Source organism: Deinococcus hopiensis KR-140 (assembly GCF_900176165.1).
GTDB lineage: Bacteria > Deinococcota > Deinococci > Deinococcales > Deinococcaceae > Deinococcus > Deinococcus hopiensis.
The window spans coordinates 76,952-100,095 of sequence record NZ_FWWU01000003.1; the positions used below are offsets into that span (position 1 = coordinate 76,952).

Below are 23,144 nucleotides of genomic sequence, written 5' to 3' on the forward strand. Positions count from 1 at the left end.
AGACCACTAGAGCATTTGTCATAATAAAGGAATGAAGCCAGTCGGGGGTCGAGGATCAGTCTGGATTTGCGAGAACGAGTGGTGGCGGCGGTAGAAGGAGGACAGAGCTGGCAAGAAGTCGCCCGGTTGTACCGAATGCGCGTCGAAACCGTTGATACATATCTGGAAAAGCAGCGCTTGGGAACATTCCACGAAGTGGGTCGGTCTTCTGGACGTCCTCCACGTGTCACACCCCTCCACGAACAGCAGCTCTTGAAACAACTTGAAACGCATCGGGACGCGACCTTGATCGAGCATGCTCGCATGCTCGAAGAAGCGACAGGCCTGAAGATCAGTTTTAAAACGGTGGACCGGGTGTTTCGCAAGCACCACATCACCCATAAAAAAAACGCTGGTCGCGAGCGAACGAAGTGAAGAGCACAGACGGCAGTTTCTAAATGATCTAGTTCCCTATCTCACGCATCCAGAACAATTGGTCTTTCTAGACGAGAGTGGTTTTCATACAGCAATGACACGTGGGTACGCCCGTGCCCACCGTTCTGAGCGAGCTCAGGGCCATGTTCCTAGGAATCACGGACGCAATCAGACGTTGATTTGCGCCCGACAACTTACGGGACCCATGGTCCCGTTCGTCCTGACTGGGGCGGTCAATGGTTCAGCGTTCGAATGGTACGTCCGCCACCTGCTCTGTCCTGCCTGTAAGGCAGGACAGGTCGTTGTCATGGACAATCTGTCTTCTCATCATCGAGCCTCCGTTCGCGTGCTCATTGAAGCACGAGGGTGTCAGCTCTTGTTCCTTCCCCCCTATAGTCCCGACTTGGGTCCCATTGAAATGATGTTCTCCAAGATCAAAGCCGTCGTAAGAGCAAAGGCCTGCCGAACCATCGACAGTCTCATCTCTACTCTTGGAACTGCTTTGCAAGCGGTTCGCGCGTAGGACATTACTGCCTGGTTCCGGCATGCCTACCCTTCGGCGTCTTTATGACAAATGCTCTAGTAGATCCAATGCGCGGAGCGCAGGGCAAGCCCCATTATCATACCCACCGGTGAAATCGGCGGCGGGACATACCCCAGGCTGGCTTGCAACTGGCGGCAGTTATAGAGGCCTGCGATAAAGAAATCGATGTGCCGTTGGGGGAGGAGTAGGGCGCTGTCAGACGTCGTGCGGCGGCCTATCTTCTCTTCCGCGCCGGGTTGCAAGTCCTGGGTGCATACAATCCGGCCAATGCTAGAAAACATCAGCTTGACCGGGAGAGCCTATGAAACGTAACCCTATTCGGCAAGGCTTGCTGCTGACCCTCCTCCTCATCTCTGCTTCAGCACAAGCCGCCAGCCTTACCGTCTTCGCCGCAGCCTCGTTGACCGACGCCTTTACTGAACTCGGGAAGGCCTTTGACGCCGGAACGGGCAATACCACCACGTTCCAGTTTGCGGGCTCGCAGGCGCTGAGAACCCAGCTGGAAAATGGAGCCCGCGCGGACGTTTACGCCAGTGCCAACGCGGCGCAGTTCAATCCGCTCGTCCAGGCCGGACTCCTGAATGCCGGTCAACCTTTCGTGAGCAACAGGCTGGCGATCATCACCCAGAAGAACAACCGGCGGGTTAAGACGCTCACAGACCTGCTCCGGCCAGGTGTCAAGCTGGTGATTGCCGACAAGGCCGTTCCGGCGGGAGATTACACCCGGCGGATGCTGACCGCCATCGACAAGTCTGGGACCTACGGCAGGGACTTCTCGGCGCGGCTGTTGCAAAACGTCGTGAGCGAGGAGCCAAACGTACGGCAGGTGGCGCTGAAGGTGCAACTCGGCGAGGCTGACGCCGCGGTGGTCTACATCACCGACGTCACACCGGGTCTGAAAGCGGCGGTCCGGGTCATTGCCCTGCCGTCCCGATTCAATCAGCGCGCCAGTTATCCTATCGCCACCCTCAAAAGATCGGGAAACGCCGACACGGCGCGGGCATTTGTGAACTTTGTACTGTCTCCCGGTGGACAGAAGATTCTGAGGAAGTGGGGCTTTCTCCGTCCCCTGTGATAGGACCTTTGGATCATCCGCTTCACCAGGAACGTTCCGGTATACGTGGCGTTCAGGGACGTCAAGCGAGGAGTGGCGTGCCCTGTGCCCGAGGCTCCGGCTACCGATGCAGTGCGGCTCGGACCATGGGCTTCACGGTCCTTTGATAGGGATGAAGATAAGCTCCGAGGATGAGGGCTGCTACCCTGATTTGGCACCATACATATTAAGAGCTTGGAGTTGCATATTGCCAGGCCAAACATTCAATTAAGTTCCCACGCTGGCGTATCACCTGGCGCAAAAGTAAAGGAAAGTCAACCTTGGAGATCATTGACACAACCGAGTTTTCTCATACGACGATCAGTACTTTGATTGCTGCCTACAAGCCCAACGGCGAATAGAATCTCCTGGGTAAACGTCAGTTTAACAAGTATGATCCTGCTCTCAATCCAGTGCGGCAGGAGGAATTATTTCGGGCACTCCAGAGACCACCTGTTTCGGGCGGTCTCTGGACCAGCAAAAAGGTCCAGAGACATATCCAGGAGTATTTTAGAATCGAATTGACAGAGGTGTGTGGCTGGGACTATTTGAAAAGACTTGGCTTTATTTTTCAGACTCTTTGGCTGACTCATGTGGAGGCCACTTTTCTCGAAGAACAGGGAGCGCCTCACGGATGGGGAGCTTCCTCAAGGGAGCGTCTCTCCATCCACGTGGTATCAACTCATCCCGGAAGAGGAGGGTGCCCTGCTTTGGGATGAAGTGTTGGTGGAAACAGGTCTGCCTCATCAGGGAGTTGGCCCGGTAAGGCGCTGGAACTGGAGAACGGCAGCTTCACTTCACGCTTACGGCGGTCGCGGCTTTCCTTGTCCTGCTGCAGGACACGTGTTCCTGCCAGAACATCACGGGAAGCCTTAGCCATGGAAATAGGAGAGCGCAGTGGGCTCCTCTGGGAGAGCGCCACCCGCGTAAGAGGAGCAGGGCGTCCTGACGCCACGCCGCTTCAGTTTCTCCCCGCACTTTAGTGCGGGGAGAAACTGCGGGGAGGTCTGGGATGCAATCACTCCGTTCCCACCGCCCTTTTTATTTTGCTGGTCGTTGAGTTATGCCCTACTTGCGGCAGGAGAGGTTGACGCGGAAGCTGGGATCTGGGACCGTGAAGCCCACCTTCACGCCGCGGTCTGTGCGCACCTTTTTCTCCACCTCGAGTTGGAATTTCTGGGGGGCGTAGGCCGAGACCGCGGCGGCGTCCATCTTGCTTTCGGGATAGATTTTGAACTCGTAGACCGTGCCGCCGCCCTGCAGCATCTTGGCGTAGGTTTTGGTCTGCCAGCCCTCGCGCCAGCTTTTGCTCCAGCTGTTGCCGTCGGCGAAATCGATCTCCACTGCGCCGTTGTAATTGATGCCCGCGTTGTCCATCGTCAGGGTTTCGGTGGTCCCGTTGCGGATTTCCAGCGTCACGCCCCAACCTTCGCCGTAGTACTGGTCCTGCACGCGCTGCACCTTGGTGACGCGCAGACGCCAGATGCCGTTGAACAGCCACTCGTTGACGCAGCCCTCGACGCTGGCCTTCTGGCCCGCTCCGCCCGCCCCATTGCCCTGGGCGTTGGGGCTCGCCGCGCTCCCCGTACCCAGCCGCACCACCGTGCCCGAGGTGTTCACCGCTACGCCGAGTGAGGGCAACACGCTAAGCGGCACGTAGGTCTTGCCGTTGAGAACCACCGGTTTTTCGGAGGAGGGCTTGCCGTTGACGAAGAGCGTCTGGGCCGAGGCGACGGAGGTGAGGGTGGCAATGAGCAGCAGGGTGAGGGGCGCAGTACGCATGGAGGTCTCCTTGAGGCGAGGGGAAGGCGGGAATCAGGGGTGGGGTTCGGATGGAGCCAGGGGCGCGTCCCGGTCGCGCAGGTGCAGGCCGTCGCGCTCGTCCAGAAAGTGGGAGAAATCCTGCAGGCTCCCGAAATACTGTTCTGGGCCGCCCAGCAGCGGTGACAACGCCACGCGCCAGTCTGTGGGGGAAGCGCCGTCGTTCCAGAGCCGCAGCACGTAAAACTGTTCTCGCCTCATGCCCCACCCTAGTAAGGGGGGCGTCAATTCCGCGTCAAAAGCCTGCTGGAGGCGGAGCCAATCCGGCGCAGGGGGTTTCCCAGTGAGGCTGACGTCCCCATCTTTGCGCTCCTCCGCTGTTCAGCTCGTGGTCCAGCCCTGCTCCACCTGCGTGAGGTAGGCGGCCCGTAAGGTCCGGCTCAGCCCCTGCGCCTGTACCCGGGCGCACGCCTCCGCCTCAGCGTGCAGACGGACTGCCTCTTCTCGCTGCCCCTGGCCCTCGTGCCACGCGGCCCAGAGGGTCAGGGCAGTGACCTCCTCACGCGGCAGGGCCGCCCGGATTGCCTGAAGCTCTGCCGCCTCTACGGCCTGCGTGGCCGTCCAGCCACGCAGGGAGGCCCGCAGCTGGGCCAGGTCCATCAGGGCGCGGGCCAGGGGGACGGCGGCCTCGCTCCCGGTGGTGCTCGCCCAGGTGAAGGTGGCCTTATCCTGGGTGAACAGGGCGAGTTCGGCCCGGCACTCCTCGCGCTGGGCCTCCATGCCCACCTCCTGCATCGCGGCGAGCAGGTGACGTTGGGGCGCGTCCCCCCGAATCACGCCGAGCAATGTCAGGTTGTGCGCCGTCAGTAAAATCTGGCGCGGTTCTCCCAGGGCCACGGCCGCGGCGTGGGCCTGTTCATATCTGCGGTGGGCCTCCTCCTGCTGGCCGCAGCGCCGCGCAATGTCGGCCAGGACCCCCAGGGCCGTGACGGCGGCCGGCATGGATCCCTGCGCCGTCAGCTCCAGCACCTCGCCCGCGGTGTTCCACGCCTCTCCGAAATGACCCTGTGTGTGGTGCAGGTGTGCCAGTGCCGAGAGCGCCTGGGCCTCCAGAGCGACGGCCCCGGTTTCCCGGAAGATCAGGGCCGCCTCGCGGAAGCCTTCCCCTGCGCGGGACCATCGCCCTGCACGAAGGGCAGTGGTGGCCAGGTTGTACAGCACCTGGGCCGTCATGCTGCGCGGCGCGTGGGCGCGGCTGAGCGTCAGGCAGGCCTCCTGCTGTTCCAGGGCTTCCGGCAATCGGTCCGACGTGCCGTAAACTCCGCCCAGCGAGGAATGTGCCCGCAGGCGGGTCTCGACTGTCCGGGCTTCCAGGGCGCGCAGCAGCGCCTCCTCCGCTCCGGACAAGTGGCCCTGAAAATACAGCGTAATCCCGCGCATCAGTTCGGCCTCTGCCCGCCACTCGGGTTCGCCCACCCGCAGCGCGAGGGAAAGCGCCTCTTCAGCCCAGTTCAGCGCTGTTTCCAAGTCACCGCCGGTCCGCGCCGCGCTCATCCGCTGGCGGTACAGTTGGAAGTAGAGGGCATCATCCTGAGACGCGAAGGCGAGGGCCGCGAGCTGCGCGTTCAAGACTTCCAGTTCTGCCAAGTCCCGCGTCAACTCGGCCTGGGAAAAAAGCAGACCGAGGGCCCGGGCCTGGTCAGTGACCGGGGGACTGTATTCCAGGGCGCGGCGGGCCAGGCGGGCCGCGTCTGGCGTTCCCCGAACGGCCGAGGCCGCGCGCACCAGCACCGTCCCCGCCTCGGTGGGCCGTCCAGCCCGGAGGAGGTGATCGGCCACCGCTTCGTCCGGTCCGCCGAGTTCCTCGAGCGCCTGCGCCGCTCGGCGGTGCAACACAGTCAGCACAGTGGGGGCCAGCACCGGCCTGGGAAGTTGCGCCTCCCGCAGTCTGTCCAGGTTCACCGCTACGGTCAGCGGATCTTGATCCAACATTCGGGCGAGCAGCTCGGGGCGCTCACCTCCCGCGACCTCCACCGCCTGCCGGAGCGTCAGGAGGGCCACGCCCTCCGGCTCCGCTCCGCCTGGGGGCGCGGCCAGACAGCGCGCGAGTTCCACCGTCTCGGGCAGGGGAGAAGCGTTCATCTCGCGGCGTAGCTGCTCACGCAGCGTCTCAAACTGCGAGAGGGCCTCTTGCGCCTGCCCCCGTTCGACTTCCAGGCGCATCAACTCCCGGCACGCGCTCTCGTGCAGGGGATCAAGCCGCAGCAGCAGCTTCAGCCGCTCGGCAGCCAGATCGATCTCACCCTCCGCCAGCCGGGTCAGGGCCGTATCGAACAGCAGGGTACGCCGCAGCAGAGACAGGCGCTGGCGTTCCAGCTCCAGCCATTCCACGAAGGGGTCAGGCAGATGTTCCAGACCTTCGAGCAGCGTGGCCGAGAGCGCCTCCAACGCGCGTTCACGTCCTGCAGCGTCCAGCGGGGTATCGAGAAAGGCCACGTCGGTCTGGACGTGCACCCGCAGCTGCGCCTCGTCACTCCACCACTGCGCCGCGCCCGGGAGTTTGCGCAGCAGGTAAAGGTGCTGGCGCAGGGTGGCGCTGCCCTCTCCTGGCCACAGCAGTTCCGTCGCCTCGGCCCGGCTGGCCGGGCCCCGCAACGCCAGCCAGCACAGCAGGCCGAGCGGTTTGCCCCGCACCGACAGAGGCTGCGAACCGTAGCGGATTTGCGGTACTCCCAGGGCGTTCAAGCTGAGCATACGTTTCTTCCCCCTCACCTCAGGCCAGCGGAAGTCCAGACGCCGTCTTTCGCTCAGCGTACTCCGGGCACCGGGGTGGGGAAAAGAAGGGGGCTGCGCAGGTCATCCCGGTGCGACCACCCCAGTACCCGTGCTGAACGGCCGGGCAGCCGTTCTCGTCGGCGGGTAAAAACAGCCAACGTCTTTCACCATGCTGGAGGGAGCGGGAAAAACCTCGCTGACCCGCAACGTCGGGTGCACGTTGGGTCAGGCCCGCGTACGGACGCTGCCGATCAACCTCGGTTCACAGGCCAGCCTCACGCCCTGGCTGGGCGTTCACAACACTGCCCTGGACGAGACGGTGCACGGCGTGATCGGGACCGTTATGGCGCTGCTGCCCGCGCGAGCAGTACGACGCCGCTCTGACCGACAGCCGCCCCAGTGTGGGCAAGCTGGCGACGGGAACGCTGGCGGTCGATACGCTGATCGTGCCGATTCCCACCTGGCACAACGGGCTCGGCGCCCTGCCGGGCGTTCAGGCCGTAATGAACGTCATATACGGCGCCGGGCGCTCACACGACCGCGAGGTGCTTCCAGACGCATTTATCACCACTGGCGCACACCGTACCCCCGGTATTCACGTCCCACAACGGTGAGCCTCGTCCGCCTGGGTCACGAAATGGCAGGACAAAGTGCTGAAGTGGGTGTGACGGCTCGGCCTCGAAGGCGGAGGCGCCAGACGGCGCAAGGACATCGTCATTCAGGAGCACGGTCATCTCCTGGCCAGTCCCCGAGCGCTTCGGGCGCGCTCCTGGGGGCGAGGGCAGTCCGGCCCGAACGCTGCCCTGGGAGATTGGTTCGGGCCGACCTGAAGTGACGGGTTTGGGTTGGAAGATGACAGGGCGTCTCCGGGACTCCAGGCACCTTCAGGACTGGGAAGGTGGTGCTGCCGTGCTCGCCCGGACCAGGAGTTCGGGCGTCAGCACATGGGCTGGACGGGAAGAAGTGGGCGACTCGATGGCTTCCAGCAGGGCCGCGAGGCTCAGCGATCCCAGCGCAGCGAAGTCCTGCCGCACGGTGCTGAGGGGTGGGTGGAAAAAGCGGCTCTCCGGAATGTCGTCGAAACCGACGATAGACACGTCATCTGGCACGGCCACACCACGTTCGTGCAGGGCCCACAGGGCCCCCAACGCCATTTGATCGTTGCCCACCAGCAGACCGGTAAAGGGGGTGCGGGCCGCAAGCAGTTCCTGCGTCAGGCCGAAGCCGCTCCCGGCGCTCCAATCACCTTCCAAAACGGCAGCAGGGGTCAGCCCAGCCTCGGACAGGGCCTCGCGCCAGCCTTCCAGGCGCAACCGGGCATCATGCCAGCGTGAGGGACCCGAGAGCAGGGCCACGCGCTGGTGCCCCAACGACACGAGGTGCTGCGCTGCGAGGCAGGCTCCCGCCTTCTGGTCGATGGTGACGCCCGGCACACCGCTGGATTCCGTCGTGTCCACCAGCACGAAGGGCACGCTGCCGCACAGGGAACGGATTCGCTCGGCGTCGGCTCCGCGCAGCGGCGTGATCAGCAGGATGCCGTCCACGTTCTGCCGGCGCAGTTCGAGCACGGCCCGCTCGATCTCGGTCTCGCTGAGTTCAGGGATGCTCGCCAGCGCTACGCCGTATCCCCGCCCCCGCGCCGCCTGCTCGATGTTGACGATCATTTGCGCCGGACCGTAGTACGTGAGGCCGAAGCCCACCACACCCAGGGTCCCTGAGCGTTGGGTCACCAGGCTGCGGGCCGCCAGGTTGGGCTGATACCGCAGCGCCTGAATGGCGTCCAGGACCTTTTGCCGCGTCGTGGCCGCCACGCTCGGATGCTCGTTCATGACGCGTGAAACGGTCTGATGGGACACACCGGCATGCCGGGCGACATCGTGAATCGTGACGCGTGAGGATGGGGCGGATGCGGACATCGGTTCTCCTGTGGTCGGAACATATTAGGAACGGCGGAAGGTCTTTCCAAGAGGGCTTGATTTGTCACAGGATATCTCGTGCCTTGCCCGACTTCGCTTCGCCGTCTACGGAGGATGTCGTCCGGAGCCCTCGCTTCCAAGCGGTGAAGGCACACGGCTTCCCAACGCGCTCCCGCAATTACTGGAGAAACAGGCCAGCGCCACACCCCGCAGCCGCTGAAGCCGCAGTACAGGCCCCAGGCCGGTCAGGTGTTGGGCACCACGGTGGACAGCAATGAAGGCCGCGGTGTTTTGCAGGGTGGTCTAGAGCACTCGAGAAGGTGTGCGCGGGCCAGCCGAAAACGTCTCGTAACGAAACGGCGTCTAGAGCGTGCCAACCCCTGGAGCAGAGCTGCCGGGTCTCGCCATTCACCTGCACGGACGAGGGCTTCGACTTTAGAGAACATGCCTTCAACCAGATTGAAATCGGGGCTGTAGGGAGGTGGGAACAGGACCATACAGCCGCAGGCTTGAATCTGCGACAGGCACGGACGCACAGCGATGTGCCGGGAGATTGCCCTGCACCACGGCCTGTGCTGGAGTCAGGGCTGGGCACAGAATATTTTGCGCGTACCGCCCGAAGCTCATGCCGTTTACCCTGCCCTCCAGAATCAGGGGAGCAAAGGGACCATTTGCCTGGAACGTGCATATTGGTCGTCCGTTGGGTCTGAAAGTGCTGGCGAAGAACACGGGGGATTCCCTCGCTTTCCGTACCGCGCTGACCCCAGAAACACGGGCGCCATCCATCAGGTTCCCGCCAGTCAACGGAGTACCACTATGAGCGTTTGGTTCCGTCCCCAGAAACTGGGGACGGAAGAGACGGCCCGCCGTGTCCGGTGCGCGCGACCATCTCCTCAGGTCATGGCTGCAAACGAAGCCCCTCTCGACAAGAAAGACCAGACGGGCTGGGGTCTGTAGGTAAGGCTTCTGGCCGTTCAGGAGCTGCTGACGCAGTTCCTCCTTGTGTTCGCACGAGACGCGCGTTTTTTTGGGGGTGATGCCCTGCTGGCGGAAGACTCGGTCCACCGTTCGGTCGCTGATCTTCAGCCCCATCGCGGGTTCCAACTTGCGGGCGTGTTCTTCGCGGGTGGCGTCCAAGTCCTCCTCGAGCAACTGGCGGAGGACCCGCTCATGCTCGCTCTGTACCCTTGGGCGACGCCCAGTTGGACGCCTGACGTGCATTAAGGTGCCTGCCCCGTGTTTCTTCAGGTACATCACGGCGGTTGGCACGTCAACGCTGAATGTTTAGAGCATTTGCCAACAAGGGAAATCTTTTTGACCGAGCAGAGCGAACTTGAATGCGCATTGGGAAGAACGGAGCTGTGAGGGTGCCCTTCCACTCCCGGCGGAATTCGGACAAATGCTCTAGGCCACCCGCTGATGGTCCTTCTCCTTCAGCGCCGACGCGGCAGTCCGTTCTCGAAAACCGACGCTGTATCCGTGTGCCCCCTACCCGCCTCTTCTTATTCTGTCAAATGCTCCAGAAGGTGGGTTCTCTCAGCCGCCGCACGTCGTTGCTCAGACCCACGTACTGGTCCTGGTCGGTCAGATCCGCAAGCTGCGCTCGGCTGAACGGACGGCTGACCCGTGGTGGTGAAGGAGGGCTTGGTTTCAGTCCCCGCGCTCCACTATCTCTGCGAAGAGCGCGACGAGTTCGGGGTCCAGGCAGCGTCCTGCCCGCCGCCACAGTTCGGCGAGGGCCGCCTCCCGCGTCCACGCCGGCTTGTAGGGCCGCTCGGAAATCAGGGCGTCGTAGACGTCGGTCACCGCCACGATCCGGACAGGCAGGGTTATGCCCGGCCCCTCCCAGGCGTCGTGATGGTGGCGGGCCACGCCGACCACCGCTGGGGGCAGCACCCCGTATCTGCCGAGCAGCGCGGCTCCGCCCCGGGCGTGTAGGTTCACCCAGCACCGTTCCTCCGGAGTCAGCGAAGTGGGCTTGTTCAAGATGGACAGGGGCACCAGCAGTTTGCCGATGTCGTGCAGCAGGGCGCTCCAATGCAGTTCCCGCTGTTGAATGGGGCCGAGATGCAGGGCCCGTCCCAGCGCGCCTGCCTTCCGGGCCACCCGGAAGCTGTGGCGCAGCGACGCCGCGCTGTAGGCGCCAAGCTGGCCGAGCAGCGCGCAGACGAGGGCTTCGGTCTGCCCGCACGCTGCGTCTGTTGAGGGTGAGGGAGTGGGCCAGGAGCGGTCTCCCGACGCCAGGCCCCGGCCGTCGCTGCCCAAGGGGGCGCTCCGTCGGTGAGGCGCAAGGGAAAGCGGGCGAGGCATGAACGGATCGTAAAGAAGCAAGGGTGATGGGGGCATGATGGGCGGGAACAGGCCTTGAAGGTGAGCGTGATAGGGTGACCCCAGACTTATGCTTATGGCACACCTCAAACAGGCCACGCGGGAGCGACACGCCGAGGTGGAGGCCCTGATGCCCGTGCTGGACCCTGCCCTGACGCAGGCCGCCTATATCCGTTTACTGCGCCAGTTGCTGGGGGTTGTCGCCCCGCTGGAAGCTCAGCTGCTGGAGTTGCCCATTCCCGCTGCCTTCGGGCTGGAGCATCGGCTGCGCGCGCCCCTGCTCGTTCGTGACCTGATTGCGCTGTCCGCGCCCACCCCGGTATGGCCCACAAGGGGTATGCCGGCTGCGCCCCGTCTATCCGGTCTGGGCCAGGGTCTGGGCACGCTGTACGTGCTGGAGGGCAGCACGCTGGGTGGTCAGGTCATCGGGCGGCACCTGCGCGTGGCCCTGGACATCACGGCGGAGTGGGGAGGAGCCTATTTCCACGCCCACGGTGAGGGCACTGGCGCAATGTGGCGGGCGTTTGGGGAGGCGCTGAACCTTTGGGAAGGCGACGCGGAGGAGGTGGTCGCAGGCGCGAACCTGACATTTGGGGCCTTTGCGGACGCGCTGCGCGGAGTTCCAGCGTGACGGGCGATGCCCGAATGGCCCGCCCCGAAGCAGCGGAACGGGAACTGCTCCCGCCCACCTACCTGGGCGGCCCCGCCATCACCACCGACAACTGCGAGCGCGAGCCCATCCACCTGCCCGGAAGCGTGCAGCCGCATGGAGCGCTGCTCACGGCCGACGCGAACACCCATCTCATCCTGCAGGTCAGCGCGGGGGCGGAGGGGCACCTGGGCCAGCCTCCAGCCGCCCTGCTGGGCCGTCCCCTCAGCGTCCTGCTGCCCGGGTCAGACCTCGCGCCGCTGCTGGCCGCGCTGCCGCCCGGCTCACCCGATCACCGCCAATACCGCGCGGTGCTGGCCCAGTCCGGTGGGAACGTGGCCCTGACCTGCCACCGTGCCGGGGACCTCCTCGTGCTGGAATTTGAGGCGAACGGACCACCCCAGCAGAGCGGCCCCCAGGCGCTGCGCAACGCCGTGTTCGCCCTGGAGAGCGCGCCCACCCTGGCCGAGTTGACGTGGGTGGCGGTGCAGGCGGTGCGGGAGCTCACCGGCTTTGACCGCGTGATGATCTACCGCTTCGCGCAGGACGCCAGCGGTGAGGTGCTCGCCGAAGCCCGCAGCGAACACCTGGGCTCTTTCCTGGGGCACCGTTTTCCGGAATCGGATATTCCCGCGCAGGCCCGCGCGCTGTACGTGCGCCACCTTCTGCGCCTGACTGCCGATACCGAGGCTGTGCCCGACGTCCTGGAACCCCGGCTCAACCCACAGACGGGGACGCCGACGCCGCTGGGGGGGGCCGTGCTGCGCGCCACCTCACCCATGCACCTGCAGTACCTGCGCAACATGGGTGTGCGCTCCAGCCTGTCGGTGTCCATCGTGGTGGACGGGCAGCTGTGGGGCCTGATCTCGTGTCATCACGGTGCGGCTCATGTGGTTGAGCCCGAGACGCGCACCGCCCTCGAATACCTGGGGCGGCTGCTCAGCCTGCAGGTGCAGGTCAAGGAACGCGCGGACACCGACGCCTTTCGCCGGGGCCTGCAGGCCCGCCGGGCACGGATCGTGGAGGCCGCTGCCCACTCGCTCGCTCCGTTGGAGACGTTCTCGGACAAAGGGCTGGACCTCGCGGGGCTGATGCGGGCAGGGGGCGTCGTCGCCTTTTTCGAGGGGGGCTGGCAGGCGCAGGGCCAGACGCCCCCTGCCCCCTGGATCGAGGCGCTGCTGGCCTGGCTGCGGACACGGGAAGGGACCCTCATTCATACGGACGCTCTCGCAGAGCAGTGGCCAGGGGCGGCGGAGTATATGGACACCGCCTCAGGTCTGTTGGCGATCAGCGTGAGCGGCGGCTGGTCCGAGGGTCTGGTATGGCTGCGGCCGGAGATTCGCGCCGAGGTGGCCTGGGGTGGTGCGACGCCCGAGCAGGCCAAAGGCCAGCTGGGTCCCCGGCGTTCCTTCGAGACTTATGTGGAGACGGTGCGTGGCCGTTCGGTGCCCTGGCACCCGGGCGAGATCGAGGAGGCTGGGGAACTCGGTCAGGCCCTCACGTCGGCGTTGGGCGCGCGGCTGAATGTGGTGCGCGATCTCAACCGGGCGCTGGAGCGCTCGAACGCCGAGTGGCGGCAGTACGCCTTCGTGATCGCGCACGACATGCAGGAACCTGTGCGGCTGATCTCTCAGTTTGCGGAGCTGTTTCACCTGCGCTTTGGTGGTCAGGTGGATGCGGGCGGCGAGCGCATGCTCCGCTTCATGCTCGACGAGACGACGCGGCTGCGTGCCCTCACCCGGGACCTGCACACCTACACGGCCCTGCTCTCGGCCCCGCCACCCGTGCGCCGCCCAGTGCCCCTGGCACGGTTGGTACAGGACGCGCTGCACACCCTCGCTGACCGGGTGGAGGAGACGGCGGCCGCGGTGGAGGTGAGCCCCGATCTGCCCGTTCTTCAGGCCGATGCTGGGGATCTGCGCGAATTGCTGCTTCAGCTGCTCGCCAACGCCCTGACCTTCAGCGGTGGGCGGTCGCCCCGGGTACAGCTCGGGGCCACGCGCGCGTCGGGGGCCTGGAAGATAACCGTACGTGACGAGGGCCCCGGGATCGCGCCCGAGTTTCAGGAAAAGGTCTTCGGGTTGTTTCAGCGCCTCGGCCGCCGGGAGGACTCGCCAGGCAGCGGGATCGGCCTGGCATTGGCCCGTCTGGCGGCGGAGCGGCATGGCGGTACCCTGACCGTCTCGTCGACGCCGGGGCGGGGCAGCGTTTTCACACTGCATCTGCCAGACCTCCGGGAGGCCTCCGGTGAGGCGTGAAGGTGTAAAGCTGCTCCTCGTAGAAGACAATCCCGCCGACGTCTTCCTGATGGAAACGGCGCTGGAACTCTCGGCCCTGCCGGTCACGTTGGAAGTGGCCCGCGACGGGGTGGAGGCCCTGGAGCAGCTCGAAGCGGGCAAGGCGGCCGAGCGCTTTCCGGACCTGATCCTGCTTGATCTGAATATGCCGCGCCTGGACGGGTTTGAGGTGCTCGCGGCGCTACGGGAGGACCCGGCCCTGCGCCACCTCGCCGTTGTCGTCTTCACCACCTCCAGCGCTCCAGACGACGTGAAGCGGGCGTATACCCTCCAGGCAAATTCCTACGTCAGCAAGCCCGCCAGCCTGGATGAGTTCCTGCACCTGATGACCCTGCTGGACGCCTACTGGTTTGGGGCGGCGAGCCTGCCGCGCACCTATCAGCCGTAAACCTGGCTGTGGGCGGCAGGAAAGGGAAGGCTGGCCGTGTGCCTGCCCCTTCCTGCCGCCTCCCCACGCTATGTCCGGTGACTGGACCTCGCCCGCATCACCACCATGGCGAGCAGGAAAACCCCGGGTGGCGGTGCTGTGCCTTCCAGATCCGGACTTCAGCCCAGCAGGTGCAGCCGGAGGACAGGTGCGTGATGCGGTAGACACCCAGACGCGGGGTGAAGTTCTTGTAGCGGGGGGGCCCGTTTTCGCAGGCCGGGGAGGGGGTCACCAATCTTCTCCTGACGGGGGGGTGGGGTGGGCGAGACTCTGGAAGGGCAGCGTTCCGTTCACTTCGCTCACCGCGCCGAGGGCAGGGTGGGCGAGCGAACGGGCATGAGCCCGGACGTCGGGTGGCCAGGTGGCCGTGGCTGCATCGAAGGCTTCCGGATCACGGGCGTACAGGGCGCGGGCCGCCTCCTGATAGCCGTGCAGATCGCCGGCCAGCACAACCATGAAGCGGTCGGCCGCTGTCTGAGACGCCAGCACCTGCTCGCGCTCCGGCTCGCGCCTCCGCGCCTCGTCGATCAAGCGGCGCAGGGCGGCCGAAGCGCCGTTGGGCTGGGCCTCCAGCCATTCCCAGTGCCGCGGCAGTAGGGTGACCTCCCGCGCCACCACCCCCAGCCGGGGCCGTCCACGCCCAACGGGTTTCTGCGGCGCTTGTGGCGGGGGCAGAATGCGCCCAAGCAGCGTGGGCACGTCCTCGCCCTCGCGCCAGTCGAAGCTGAGCGTTCGGCCCGTGCGGTCGTCGAACACCAGCAGGGGCACGGTGAGATCAAGCGTAGGGCGGCGCGCTTCCAGCTGTCCGAGCAACTCGGGCAATGGGGCCGTTGCCAGGTGGAGGGAGCCGTGAAAGGCCGTGTGGGTGGCATCACTCATGGCATTAATATTAGCCGGGTAAAAAGAGATGTCAATGTCAGCCGGGTGAAAGGGTGTGAATGGATATTTTCCGACCTGCGGTATGTTGGCCGCTCTGCACATCATAAGGGGGTTGAGAGGCACCTCTGGCTCGCCTGCAGACCTATTCGCCTCCTGCTCTTCCTGGAGCCGTGTAGCTCCTGACGTCTGCGTGACGGACTCGCCTCTTCCTGCCCTGTGCCTCCAGGCCCTGCACGACGCCGACAAAGTCGCGATTCCCCAAGCCACCTTGCTTGAGACGGTCCAGCTCATCCCCGTGGAGTGGAAGGTCATCCAGCGGCATCCGGGCATCGGCTGCGAGACGCTGCACCACATTCCCTCGCTGCTCCCCGCCACCCGCGCCGCCGCGCTGTACGACCAGGAACGCGGGAACGGCAGCGGGTACACCTGGGCCTGGCGGGCCGCGCTATTCCCCTCGCGGCCCGCGTCTTCTCTTCGCGGTGGTGGACGTCTACGACGGCCCGACGAGCGTACGGCCCCACAAGCGGCCTGGACCTGCGGAGAAGTGGCCGAGCGGCTGCTCCAGGAGGAGGGGTGCTGCTCGACGGGTGTGTCGACCACGCCTTTTTGAACCTCCTGACCGGAGGCGGTCTTCGCCCCTGAACCCCGAACGTTCGGAGAACCGCAGACCACCCGCGGCGAAGGCGGCCTGAACTTCCAGGGGTGCAGAGGAGGGAAACAGAAGGGCCGTACGACTCCCTTCCGTCCCTGGAGCAGCGCTCAGGACGACACGGGCGAGTGCAGGGCGGCTTCCCACCTGGGCAGGGAAGGGCCTTCCGGGAGGGGCAGCCACAGCACGGCCGTGACCAGCCGGGGATACAGCCGGCTGCCGAGAGCGTGCCCGTCAGTGGAACGGACCTGGTCGGTGGGACCGTGGGCCGCCGATCCGAGCTGCTGCCAGCGTACGTGCGCCGCGTCGCAGTGTGGATCGGGAGCCAACCCGAACACCGTTTCCGCGACGAACTGGCACAGGAAAATCTTGGACATCCAGGTGTTGGGGCTGGTGCTCGACAACTTCCAGCCTCCCGACACCGGGTCCAGACACCGGCCCGGTTGCAGGGCCGTCTGCAGGTGCTGACGCAGCCGGGCGACGAGCGGACCGTACGGCCCCGTCTCGCTGACCGCTTCCCGCAAGCCCAGCAGGAGCGGATAGACGAGGGCCTCGACCGCCGGAATGATGCAGGCGTCGCTGCCGCCGGAGAGCAGGGCCGGGATGTACCCGAGTGCCGGATCGAAGGCTCCAGCGATGCGCGCCGCGGCCCGCTGCGCCTGCTGCCGGGCCCGTTCGCCGCCCCGTCCCAGGGCCGTCAGCGCCTGCTCCAGACAGACCAGCGCGGCCCAGGTCTTGACGGCCAGGTACAGGTTGCCGCGCGCAGGGCCCAGGCTGGCGTCCAGGCTGTCGTAGGTGGTGATTTCGGTCCCAGTCCCGCAGCGGGCGCTGTCCACGTCCATTACGCCGTCCCCGTCGGTGTCGCGCGCGAGCAGCGAGGCCAGGCACGCTTCGAGGACCTCGCCCCGGCGCGTCAGCCACGCCGGGTCTGCCAGCCGGCCATATACGGCGGCGCTCAGCGCCCAGTTGGTGAGCTGCTCGAAGGTCATGTGCGAGAAGCAGCCGTGGAGGTCCTCGGTCTCGTACGAGGAGAGGCCAGGCGGTGAAAAGACGTTGGAGACCCCCACGTCGTGCGGGAAGCTTAGGCCACCGGGCAAAGGCCCACCGCTGCCCTGTACGGCGTCGGTAAAGGCGTAACGTTCCAGAAACAGGTCCAAGACGTTGCCGGAGGTCCAGGGATGATACCGCAGTTCCCAGAACAGCTGATCGATGGTCAGGTCCAGGGTGTTCATCATGCGGTACTCGCCCTCGTTGACCACCCAGAGGGGCCGGCCTCCTTCCCGCACGAGCAGCTCGGTATTGGCGAGGTAGCCGTGTGCGGCGTGCGCGAGCAGAAACTGCCTTTCGCAGCTTAGACCGCTGCCGCGCAGTTCCGCGTCCCGGTCCGCGGCGAGCTGTCGGTAGTGACCGGCGTGCTCCAACCCGAAGGCCAGCACCTCCTCCAGATCGGCGAACATCTCCGTGTAAAAGAACTGGGCGTTCAATCCAGCCGTCACCGTGCCGCCCTGGTAACTGCCCAGCGCGAGGACCAGCCGGCCCACCTGCCCCGGGGGAACGGTCAGCCGCACGCCCCCCGCGTTGCCCAGCCGACGGACGCGGGGACGGCGCTCTCCGAAGGCGGCCCCGATCACGTCGAAATCCTGGACCTCCTCCACATCGGGGCCGGGCAGGGCGGCCACCCCCCACCGCCGTCCCGCCGCCGCGCCCAGCAGCGCCCCGGCGGTGGTATCGGACAGGGGGCGGTTGACGCCTTCAAGGGCGAAGAGCAGCTCAGCCCTGTTCGCCGAATCCCGGTTGTCGAGTTCCAGTTCGGCCAGGACCACCGGACAGACCGCGCGTTTCAGGGCCGCGTCGTCGGTGCCGGGGGTGGGCACCTCGCCGAAGGGACTCAGGAGCCGAAAACGCAGGGGACCGTGCCGCCACTCGTCCGACGCCCAGCCGAGGTGACGTTCGAGTTCCTCACCTGGGACGGAGCGCGTGGGCGGGGGCGTGTGGCCGAGGCCGTCGGCATCGGCCTGATAGGCGAATTCCCCCAGCCCGAGGGGTGCACTGAGAAACGGCAGCACCTGCACGTCTTCTCCGCTCCGGCGGTAGGCGACATAGACGCTGCGCCCGGGCGAATGGACGTCCGACAGGGCGAAGCCGCCACCCTTGCCGAATTCACCCAGAATGAAGGGGGCGTAGGCTCCCCAGGGCGCGTGATGACTGAGATAGGCGTTACTCACGTTGGAGTCCTTTGCGGGTGCGTGAAGTGAAAAGAGGCCTCACGGCTGGTCCCCAAAGGAAACGTCTGTGGGAACGGCAGGTCCACTCCCGTACACCTGCCCGAATACAGTGGCGTACTGGGCACGGGATGCGAGCGGTTCCACCGGCGTTACTCCCGCCATCCCGGTGAGACCGAGGGGCGGCAAAGCGGCCGTGAGGTCGGGAAAGAATCCAGCGGCAGGCATGGCGAGGAGGGCAGCTCCCTGTGCGGGTCCGGGGACGTGAGGTGGCCGGTGGACGTCGAGACCGAGGGTGTGGGCCATCAGGCCGAGCCAGAGGTCACTGCGCGCTCCGCCCCCTGTGGCAAGGACCGAGCGCACCGACGAGAGGCCCACCATCACGTCCTGCACGTCGGCGAGCGCAAACGCTGTGCCTTCGAGCAGCGCGCGGGTCAGGTGGCCCCGGCCATGCGCCAGGCTGAGCCCCGTCCACACTCCGCGCAACGCCGGGTTCATGTGCGGGCTGCGTTCCCCCGCGAGGTAGGGGAGAAACACCGGGCTTTCTCCCCCTGCCTGCACCTGCTCCGCTTCGCGCAGCAGCCTCTCGAAGTCCACTTCCGGAAACAGCCGGTCCCGCAGCCACTGCAAGGCTCCCGCGCACGACAGGGTAACTCCCAGCAGGTGATACCCCCCGTCTGCGTGTGCGAACAGATGTACCCGTCCCTCGGGATCGGGCGTGGGTTGCGCGAGGGGCGCGAACAGCACTCCGCTTGTTCCCAGGCTCAAGCTCCCCACCTCGGGTCTGGCCGAACCCAGACCCAGCGCCACGCCCGCCGCCGCATTGTCCCCCGCTCCCGCCACCACCGGCAGACCCAGCGGGAGGCCCGTCTGTGCCGCCAGAGGGCCTTTCAAGTGCCCCGCCACCTCCCACGAGTTCACGACAGACGGAAACAGGGCGGGGGAGAGGTCCAGCGCGCCCAGCACGTCCGTGTCCCATTCTTTGCGGGCCAGATGCAGCGCACCTACGCCGGAAGCGTCGCTGGGTTCGGTGATCATCTGACCCGTGAGGACGAGGCCCAGATAATCCTTGGGCAGCAGGACGTGGCGCAGGCGGGCAAAGGCCCCGGGTTCCTCCCGTCGCAACCACAGTATTTTTGGGAGTTGAAAGCCGGTGACGGCCCGATTGCCCGTTCGGGCAATCAGTTCTGAGCGGGGAATTCGGGCCTCGATCTCCGCCACGTCCTGCCCTGTCCTCTGGTCATTCCACAAGGGGGCGGGTCGAATCACCTCCCCCTGGGCGCCGAGAAACACGGCGCCGTGCATCTGGCCGCTCAGCCCCAGGGCAACGGGGGTCTGGCCCTGCTCCCGAAGCTGGGCCGCCACGGCCGTGAGGGCGGCGAGGGTGCCCTGCACCCAGTCGTGGGGATCTTGTTCTGTCCACCCCGCGCGTGGGGTGGACAGCGGGTAGGGCCGAGTGACGGACGCGACGGTGCGCCGATGGACATCGAGCGCGACCACCTTCACCCCGCTCGTACCGAGGTCCACCCCGAGGGTAACGGGGGAGTGGGTCACGCCCCGACCTCCGTTTGGGCGCGGGGGGTCCTAAGGGGGGCACTGCCGCGCACCCCCAGGAGCACCTCCACGGTGAGCTGGTCGAGGTGCTCCAGGCCGGGTCCGCGCTGTCCGAGGGCTGAGCGGTCAAAGCTGCGGTTTTTGAGGCCCCGGGCCTTTTCGGGAGTGTAGCCCTGGCTGAGCGCTTCCAGCTCTGCGTCCTGCACCCTGTAGGCCTGCAGTGCTGCCTGAATCTCGGGGTCAGCGTTGAACTGCGCCACTTTGTCCTTGAGGATGAGGTAGGTGCGCATGCAGCCCCGGGCAAAGGTCCAGACCCCTTCGGCATCCTCGGTCCTCAACGCGTGGGCGTCAAAGTGTCGGGGACCAGCGTACCCACTGTCTTCCAGCAGTTTGACCGTGAAAAACGCGCCCTTGAGGTTCTCAGCCCCGAAGCGCAGGTCCTGATCGAAGCGCCCCATCTTCTGATCGTTGAGGTCGATGTGAAACAGCTTGCCCGCGTCGATCGCCTGGGCGATGGCGTGAGGAAACGAGAGTCCCGCCATCGTCTCATGGGCAAACTCGGGATTGACCCCGAACAGCTCCGGCTGTTTGAGGGTGGCAATGAAGCCCAGCGCCGAGCCGACGGTGGGCAGGAAGATGTCCCCCCGCGGCTCATTTGGCTTGGGTTCCAGAGCAAACCGGTAGTTGTACCCCTGGTCCTGGCTGTACTGCGCCAGAAAGTCCAGGCTGTCGCGGAACCACCCAAGAGCATCGAGCAGTTTGCCGCTGCCGTCGACTTCGGTGCCTTCGCGGCCGCCCCAGAAGACGTAGGTCTGCGCCCCGAACTCGGCACCCAGATCCATCGCCTGCATCGTCTTTTGCAGGGCGTAGGCGCGCACGCGGGCGTCCGCGCTCGTAAACGCCCCGTCCTTGAACGCGGGGTCCGAAAAGAGGTTGGTGGTCGCCATCGGGACGACGAGGCCGGTGTCGTCCAGGGCCGTGCGAAACTCCCGGATGATCTGGTCACGCTCAGCGGCAGACGCGTCGATGGGCACCAGATCGTTGTCGTGAAAGTTCACGCCGTACGCGCCGAGTTCGGCCAACTTGCGAACGACGTCGGGAGCAGAAAAACCGCGACGGGTGGCTTCACCAAAAGGATCGCGGCCCGTCTGGCCCACGGTCCACAGGCCAAACGTGAACTTGTCGGCGGGCGTTGGGGTGTAATCGGTCATGGGCATACCTCTGGGAGGGCGAGCAAGGTGTAGGGCTTCAGGCCATCTGGGGTTGCGGCGCGTACTTGCGGATGAGGTCCACGAGCCCGGCGTTCGGGCAGCAGTGGCGAAGGGTGAAGGACGACAGCACTCCGTCCAGCTCATTCTCGCTCAAGTGCTCGAACAGCCGGACGTAGGCGGGTTGCAGCAGGCCGCCGACGTAGTGGTCGAACGCCGCTTGCCCCAGGAAGCGCCGGTTGGCCTGGGGTTCGATGCTCGGATCACCCGCCACGCCCTCGATGAGGCGCGCGAGCTCGTCCAGCTTCCGTTTGGCGGACGTCTGCGGCAGCCAGCCCATCCAAAAATCGGTGTCCAGTTCAGCCTTGGCGCGCAAGCTGGGGGCGACAAGGCGGAGATACGGTGACTCCGGGTCCAGCGTGACCAGCCCCATCACCCCCACATCCTTGTAATTCCAGGTGGTCCAGTGCGCTCCGAATTCCTCGAACACACCGATCTGGTCGTCCAGGGCCTGCAAGCGACTGGCGGGGTCGTCGCCGGGCCCGTTGTAGACCGAGCCGAACTCGCCCACCCAAAGGGGCACGCCGTGTTTCTGGGCGAACTGCGCGCCTTCGGTGTTGAAAAAGACCTCACGCTGCCGTTCCCGGTCCCAGCGCTGCCGGGTGGGCTCGGTCTGGAAGGAGCCCTCGTAGCCCTCGAATTCGCCGGGGTAGGGGCCGGGACCAAACCCGGCCGGGGTGTAGTTGTGGCTGGAGTAGACCAGATTCTCGGCGAAGGGTGCCTGCAGACCTTCAAAACGGGTGGAAAACAGGTCACCTTCCAGAAAGACGATGTGGGCGGGATCGACCTCGCGGATGGCGGTGACCACGCGGCGGTAGATGCGGTTGAGGACCTCCCAGTTGGGGCGGTAGGCGTTGCTGCCAAAACGGCCCCGGGGCGCGTTCGTGACGGGTTCGTTCATCACGTTGTAGCCCGCGATCCAGGGGTGTCCGCAGAAGCGCTCAGCCAGGGCCCGCCACAACTGCACGAAGCGGTCCTGAAAATGCGGATGCTGCCAGAACAGGGCCACGCGGTTCGCGTTGTCGCTATGCCAGTCGGTGTTCTGCCAGCCCTGCACCGCGTGGAGATCGAGAATGGCGTAGACCTGGTGCTGGGCACACCACGTCAGGGCCTCTTCAAGCCGGGTGAAGCCGCTCTCCAGCCACTCGAAGGGGCGGTCATCGCGCTCGAACTGCCGGTAATTGAGGGCAATCCGCACGGTATTGGCCCCGGTCGAGCGGATAAAACGCACGTCGTCTTCGGTAAAGAAGTGGGCCTGCAGACGCTCGAAGAAGAACGCGGTGCGGGCGGGCCCCAGCAGGTCGCGCATCGTTTCTTTCAGGGCGTGTTCGGCTCCTGGATACCCATTGATGAAGTTTTCCAGATGCATCCACCCGCCGATGCACGTGCCGCGCAGCGTCACCCGCTCGCCCGCCGAATTCACGATTTGGCCGTTTCTGACTTGCAACATGATGTTCTCCCCTGGCTCCCGGCTCAGCCCTTGACCGAGCCGGCCATCATGCCCCGGATGATGCGTTCTTGCCCAAACATATAGGCGGCGATCAGGGGCAGCGTGGTGAGCGTCACGACCGCGAGGATCGCCGGAATGTTCGCGCTGTACTGTCCCTGGAAGTCCCAGATTGCGAGCGGCAGCGTGCGGTTTTGCGGACTCGCCGTCAGCACGTAGGCGAAGATGAACTCGTTCCACATGTTGATGCCGTTGTAGATGGCGACGGTGGCGAGGCCAGGGGTGCTCAGCGGCAGGAAGACGCGGGTGAACAGGGTCACCGGCCCGGCGCCGTCGATCTGCGCGGCCTCCTGCATCTCACGCGGAATCTGGCGCATGAATTCGGTCAGGATAAAGATGCTGATGGGCAGGCTGAAGGCCACGTAGGGACCGACGAGCGCGAATGGCGTGTCGTAGAGCCCCACCGCCCGGGTCATCAGGTAGATGGGAATCAGGGTGACGTGCACCGGTACGATCAGACCCGCGATCACCAGGCCAAACAGCAGGCCGTTCAACCGGAAGTGGAGGCGGGCGAATGCGAAAGCGGCCATGCTGCTCAGCAGCAGGGTGATGGCGGTGGAGAGGACCACAACCAGCACGCTGTTTCGGAGATAGGTGAAGAACGGGCCGTGCAGGACGCTGACGTAGTTGCTGAAGTCGAAAACCTTTGGCAGCGCCCAGACTGGCGTGGAGTAGATGTCAGCCTGACTTTTCACGCTCGTCAGGAACATGAACGCGAACGGGAGCGTGGCGACCAGCAACCACAGCACGGCGAGGATGAGGCGCAGGGCCTGACCAGGCAGTTTGCGAAGCCAGACGGGCCACCTTTGCTGTGCCCGTTGCCTGTGCCTGGGCGGCCGTTTGGGGGTGGTCTGGATCACG

19 protein-coding genes are annotated in these 23,144 nt (G+C 65.4%); 8 read left to right on the forward strand and 11 right to left on the reverse strand.

Annotated elements, in window-relative coordinates; genetic code table 11:
• Window positions 1-54 precede the first annotated feature (54 nt).
• The 3 genes from B9A95_RS02195 to B9A95_RS36705 all read left to right on the forward strand — a co-directional run bounded on the left by B9A95_RS02195 (window position 55) and on the right by B9A95_RS36705 (window position 2,770).
• A protein-coding gene (locus tag B9A95_RS02195) for an IS630 family transposase (protein WP_139806392.1) occupies window positions 55-937 on the forward strand; the annotation gives its coding sequence in 2 pieces (ribosomal slippage) (window positions 55-381 and window positions 383-937; 882 coding nt in all).
• Window positions 938-1,259: 322 nt separating this feature from the next.
• Complete coding sequence (gene modA / locus B9A95_RS02205) at window positions 1,260-2,033, forward strand: molybdate ABC transporter substrate-binding protein (protein ID WP_084045334.1); 774 nt, start codon at window positions 1,260-1,262, stop codon at window positions 2,031-2,033.
• Window positions 2,034-2,464: 431 nt separating this feature from the next.
• Complete coding sequence (locus tag B9A95_RS36705) at window positions 2,465-2,770, forward strand: winged helix-turn-helix domain-containing protein (protein ID WP_170928383.1); 306 nt, start codon at window positions 2,465-2,467, stop codon at window positions 2,768-2,770.
• Window positions 2,771-3,119: 349 nt separating this feature from the next.
• Here B9A95_RS36705 and B9A95_RS02215 read toward each other — a convergent pair whose 3' ends face one another.
• The 3 genes from B9A95_RS02215 to B9A95_RS33125 all read right to left on the reverse strand — a co-directional run bounded on the left by B9A95_RS02215 (window position 3,120) and on the right by B9A95_RS33125 (window position 6,566).
• Window positions 3,120-3,833, reverse strand: coding sequence for a hypothetical protein (locus tag B9A95_RS02215; protein ID WP_084045336.1), 714 nt, complete (start codon window positions 3,831-3,833; stop codon window positions 3,120-3,122).
• Between the two features lie 33 nt (window positions 3,834-3,866).
• Complete coding sequence (locus B9A95_RS02220; protein WP_084045337.1) at window positions 3,867-4,073, reverse strand: hypothetical protein; 207 nt, start codon at window positions 4,071-4,073, stop codon at window positions 3,867-3,869.
• 120 nt (window positions 4,074-4,193) lie between these two features.
• Window positions 4,194-6,566: an ATP-binding protein gene (locus tag B9A95_RS33125; protein WP_084045338.1), complete on the reverse strand. Its 2,373-nt coding sequence runs from the start codon at window positions 6,564-6,566 to the stop codon at window positions 4,194-4,196.
• 422 nt (window positions 6,567-6,988) lie between these two features.
• Between B9A95_RS33125 and B9A95_RS02230 the strand changes: the two genes are divergently transcribed.
• Window positions 6,989-7,201 (forward strand): hypothetical protein, encoded by a 213-nt coding sequence (locus B9A95_RS02230; protein WP_084045339.1) that lies wholly within the window; start codon window positions 6,989-6,991, stop codon window positions 7,199-7,201.
• 270 nt (window positions 7,202-7,471) lie between these two features.
• Here the strand turns inward: B9A95_RS02230 and B9A95_RS02235 are convergent, their stop codons facing one another.
• Window positions 7,472-8,503 carry a LacI family DNA-binding transcriptional regulator gene (locus B9A95_RS02235; RefSeq protein WP_084045340.1) on the reverse strand — a complete coding sequence of 344 codons (1,032 nt, stop codon included), beginning with the start codon at window positions 8,501-8,503 and terminating at the stop codon, window positions 7,472-7,474.
• 1,650 nt (window positions 8,504-10,153) lie between these two features.
• Window positions 10,154-10,813 carry an HD-GYP domain-containing protein gene (locus tag B9A95_RS02245; RefSeq protein ID WP_170928384.1) on the reverse strand — a complete coding sequence of 220 codons (660 nt, stop codon included), beginning with the start codon at window positions 10,811-10,813 and terminating at the stop codon, window positions 10,154-10,156.
• 94 nt (window positions 10,814-10,907) lie between these two features.
• Between B9A95_RS02245 and B9A95_RS02250 the strand changes: the two genes are divergently transcribed.
• The 3 genes from B9A95_RS02250 to B9A95_RS02260 are packed head-to-tail and all read left to right on the forward strand — an operon-like array spanning window position 10,908 to window position 14,165.
• The gene (locus B9A95_RS02250; protein WP_245808099.1) at window positions 10,908-11,462 is read left to right on the forward strand and encodes a biliverdin-producing heme oxygenase; all 555 of its coding nucleotides are present in this window, start codon (window positions 10,908-10,910) and stop codon (window positions 11,460-11,462) included.
• Window positions 11,459-13,738 (forward strand): ATP-binding protein, encoded by a 2,280-nt coding sequence (locus tag B9A95_RS02255; protein ID WP_281255797.1) that lies wholly within the window; start codon window positions 11,459-11,461, stop codon window positions 13,736-13,738. Before B9A95_RS02250 ends, B9A95_RS02255 begins: the two co-directional genes overlap by 4 nt.
• Entirely contained in the window at window positions 13,728-14,165 is a 438-nt protein-coding gene (locus B9A95_RS02260) for a response regulator (RefSeq protein ID WP_139806394.1), read from the forward strand. Before B9A95_RS02255 ends, B9A95_RS02260 begins: the two co-directional genes overlap by 11 nt.
• A gap of 267 nt (window positions 14,166-14,432) precedes the next feature.
• Here B9A95_RS02260 and B9A95_RS02265 read toward each other — a convergent pair whose 3' ends face one another.
• Entirely contained in the window at window positions 14,433-15,083 is a 651-nt protein-coding gene (locus B9A95_RS02265) for a DUF2239 family protein (protein ID WP_084045345.1), read from the reverse strand.
• Window positions 15,084-15,273: 190 nt separating this feature from the next.
• Here B9A95_RS02265 and B9A95_RS02270 point away from each other — a divergent pair, with 190 nt between their 5' ends.
• Entirely contained in the window at window positions 15,274-15,693 is a 420-nt protein-coding gene (locus tag B9A95_RS02270; RefSeq protein WP_084045346.1) for an HD-GYP domain-containing protein, read from the forward strand.
• A 149-nt stretch (window positions 15,694-15,842) separates the two neighbouring features.
• On the opposite strand, the gene B9A95_RS02275 is transcribed toward B9A95_RS02270, so the two are convergent.
• Genes B9A95_RS02275 through B9A95_RS02295 form a run of 5 tightly spaced genes read right to left on the reverse strand, consistent with a single transcriptional unit; the run spans window position 15,843 to window position 23,143 of the window.
• A complete protein-coding gene (locus tag B9A95_RS02275) occupies window positions 15,843-17,957 on the reverse strand; it encodes a glycoside hydrolase family 52 protein (RefSeq protein WP_084045347.1) in 2,115 nt (704 codons plus the stop codon).
• Window positions 17,958-17,996: 39 nt separating this feature from the next.
• Window positions 17,997-19,508 carry a xylulokinase gene (gene xylB / locus B9A95_RS02280; protein ID WP_084045348.1) on the reverse strand — a complete coding sequence of 504 codons (1,512 nt, stop codon included), beginning with the start codon at window positions 19,506-19,508 and terminating at the stop codon, window positions 17,997-17,999.
• Entirely contained in the window at window positions 19,505-20,719 is a 1,215-nt protein-coding gene (gene xylA / locus B9A95_RS02285) for a xylose isomerase (protein WP_084045522.1), read from the reverse strand. Before xylA ends, xylB begins: the two co-directional genes overlap by 4 nt.
• Before the next feature lie 37 nt (window positions 20,720-20,756).
• On the reverse strand, window positions 20,757-22,226 hold the full coding sequence (locus B9A95_RS02290; protein ID WP_084045349.1) for a glycoside hydrolase family 5 protein: 1,470 nt from the start codon (window positions 22,224-22,226) through the stop codon (window positions 20,757-20,759).
• Window positions 22,227-22,249: 23 nt separating this feature from the next.
• The gene (locus B9A95_RS02295; protein ID WP_245808100.1) at window positions 22,250-23,143 is read right to left on the reverse strand and encodes a carbohydrate ABC transporter permease; all 894 of its coding nucleotides are present in this window, start codon (window positions 23,141-23,143) and stop codon (window positions 22,250-22,252) included.
• Between the last annotated feature and the right edge of the window lies 1 nt (window position 23,144).

What these genes read in the sequence shown, in the direction of transcription:
- modA (WP_084045334.1), top strand. Translation starts at nt 1,260, where the DNA reads ATGAAACGTAACCCTATTCGGCAAGGCTTGCTGCTGACCCTCCTCCTC.
- B9A95_RS02215 (WP_084045336.1), bottom strand. Translation starts at nt 3,833, where the DNA reads ATGCGTACTGCGCCCCTCACCCTGCTGCTCATTGCCACCCTCACCTCC.
- B9A95_RS02220 (WP_084045337.1), bottom strand. Translation starts at nt 4,073, where the DNA reads ATGAGGCGAGAACAGTTTTACGTGCTGCGGCTCTGGAACGACGGCGCT.
- B9A95_RS33125 (WP_084045338.1), bottom strand. Translation starts at nt 6,566, where the DNA reads ATGCTCAGCTTGAACGCCCTGGGAGTACCGCAAATCCGCTACGGTTCG.
- B9A95_RS02235 (WP_084045340.1), bottom strand. Translation starts at nt 8,503, where the DNA reads ATGTCCGCATCCGCCCCATCCTCACGCGTCACGATTCACGATGTCGCC.
- B9A95_RS02245 (WP_170928384.1), bottom strand. Translation starts at nt 10,813, where the DNA reads ATGCCTCGCCCGCTTTCCCTTGCGCCTCACCGACGGAGCGCCCCCTTG.
- B9A95_RS02250 (WP_245808099.1), top strand. Translation starts at nt 10,908, where the DNA reads ATGGCACACCTCAAACAGGCCACGCGGGAGCGACACGCCGAGGTGGAG.
- B9A95_RS02265 (WP_084045345.1), bottom strand. Translation starts at nt 15,083, where the DNA reads ATGAGTGATGCCACCCACACGGCCTTTCACGGCTCCCTCCACCTGGCA.
- xylA (WP_084045522.1), bottom strand. Translation starts at nt 20,719, where the DNA reads ATGACCGATTACACCCCAACGCCCGCCGACAAGTTCACGTTTGGCCTG.
- B9A95_RS02290 (WP_084045349.1), bottom strand. Translation starts at nt 22,226, where the DNA reads ATGTTGCAAGTCAGAAACGGCCAAATCGTGAATTCGGCGGGCGAGCGG.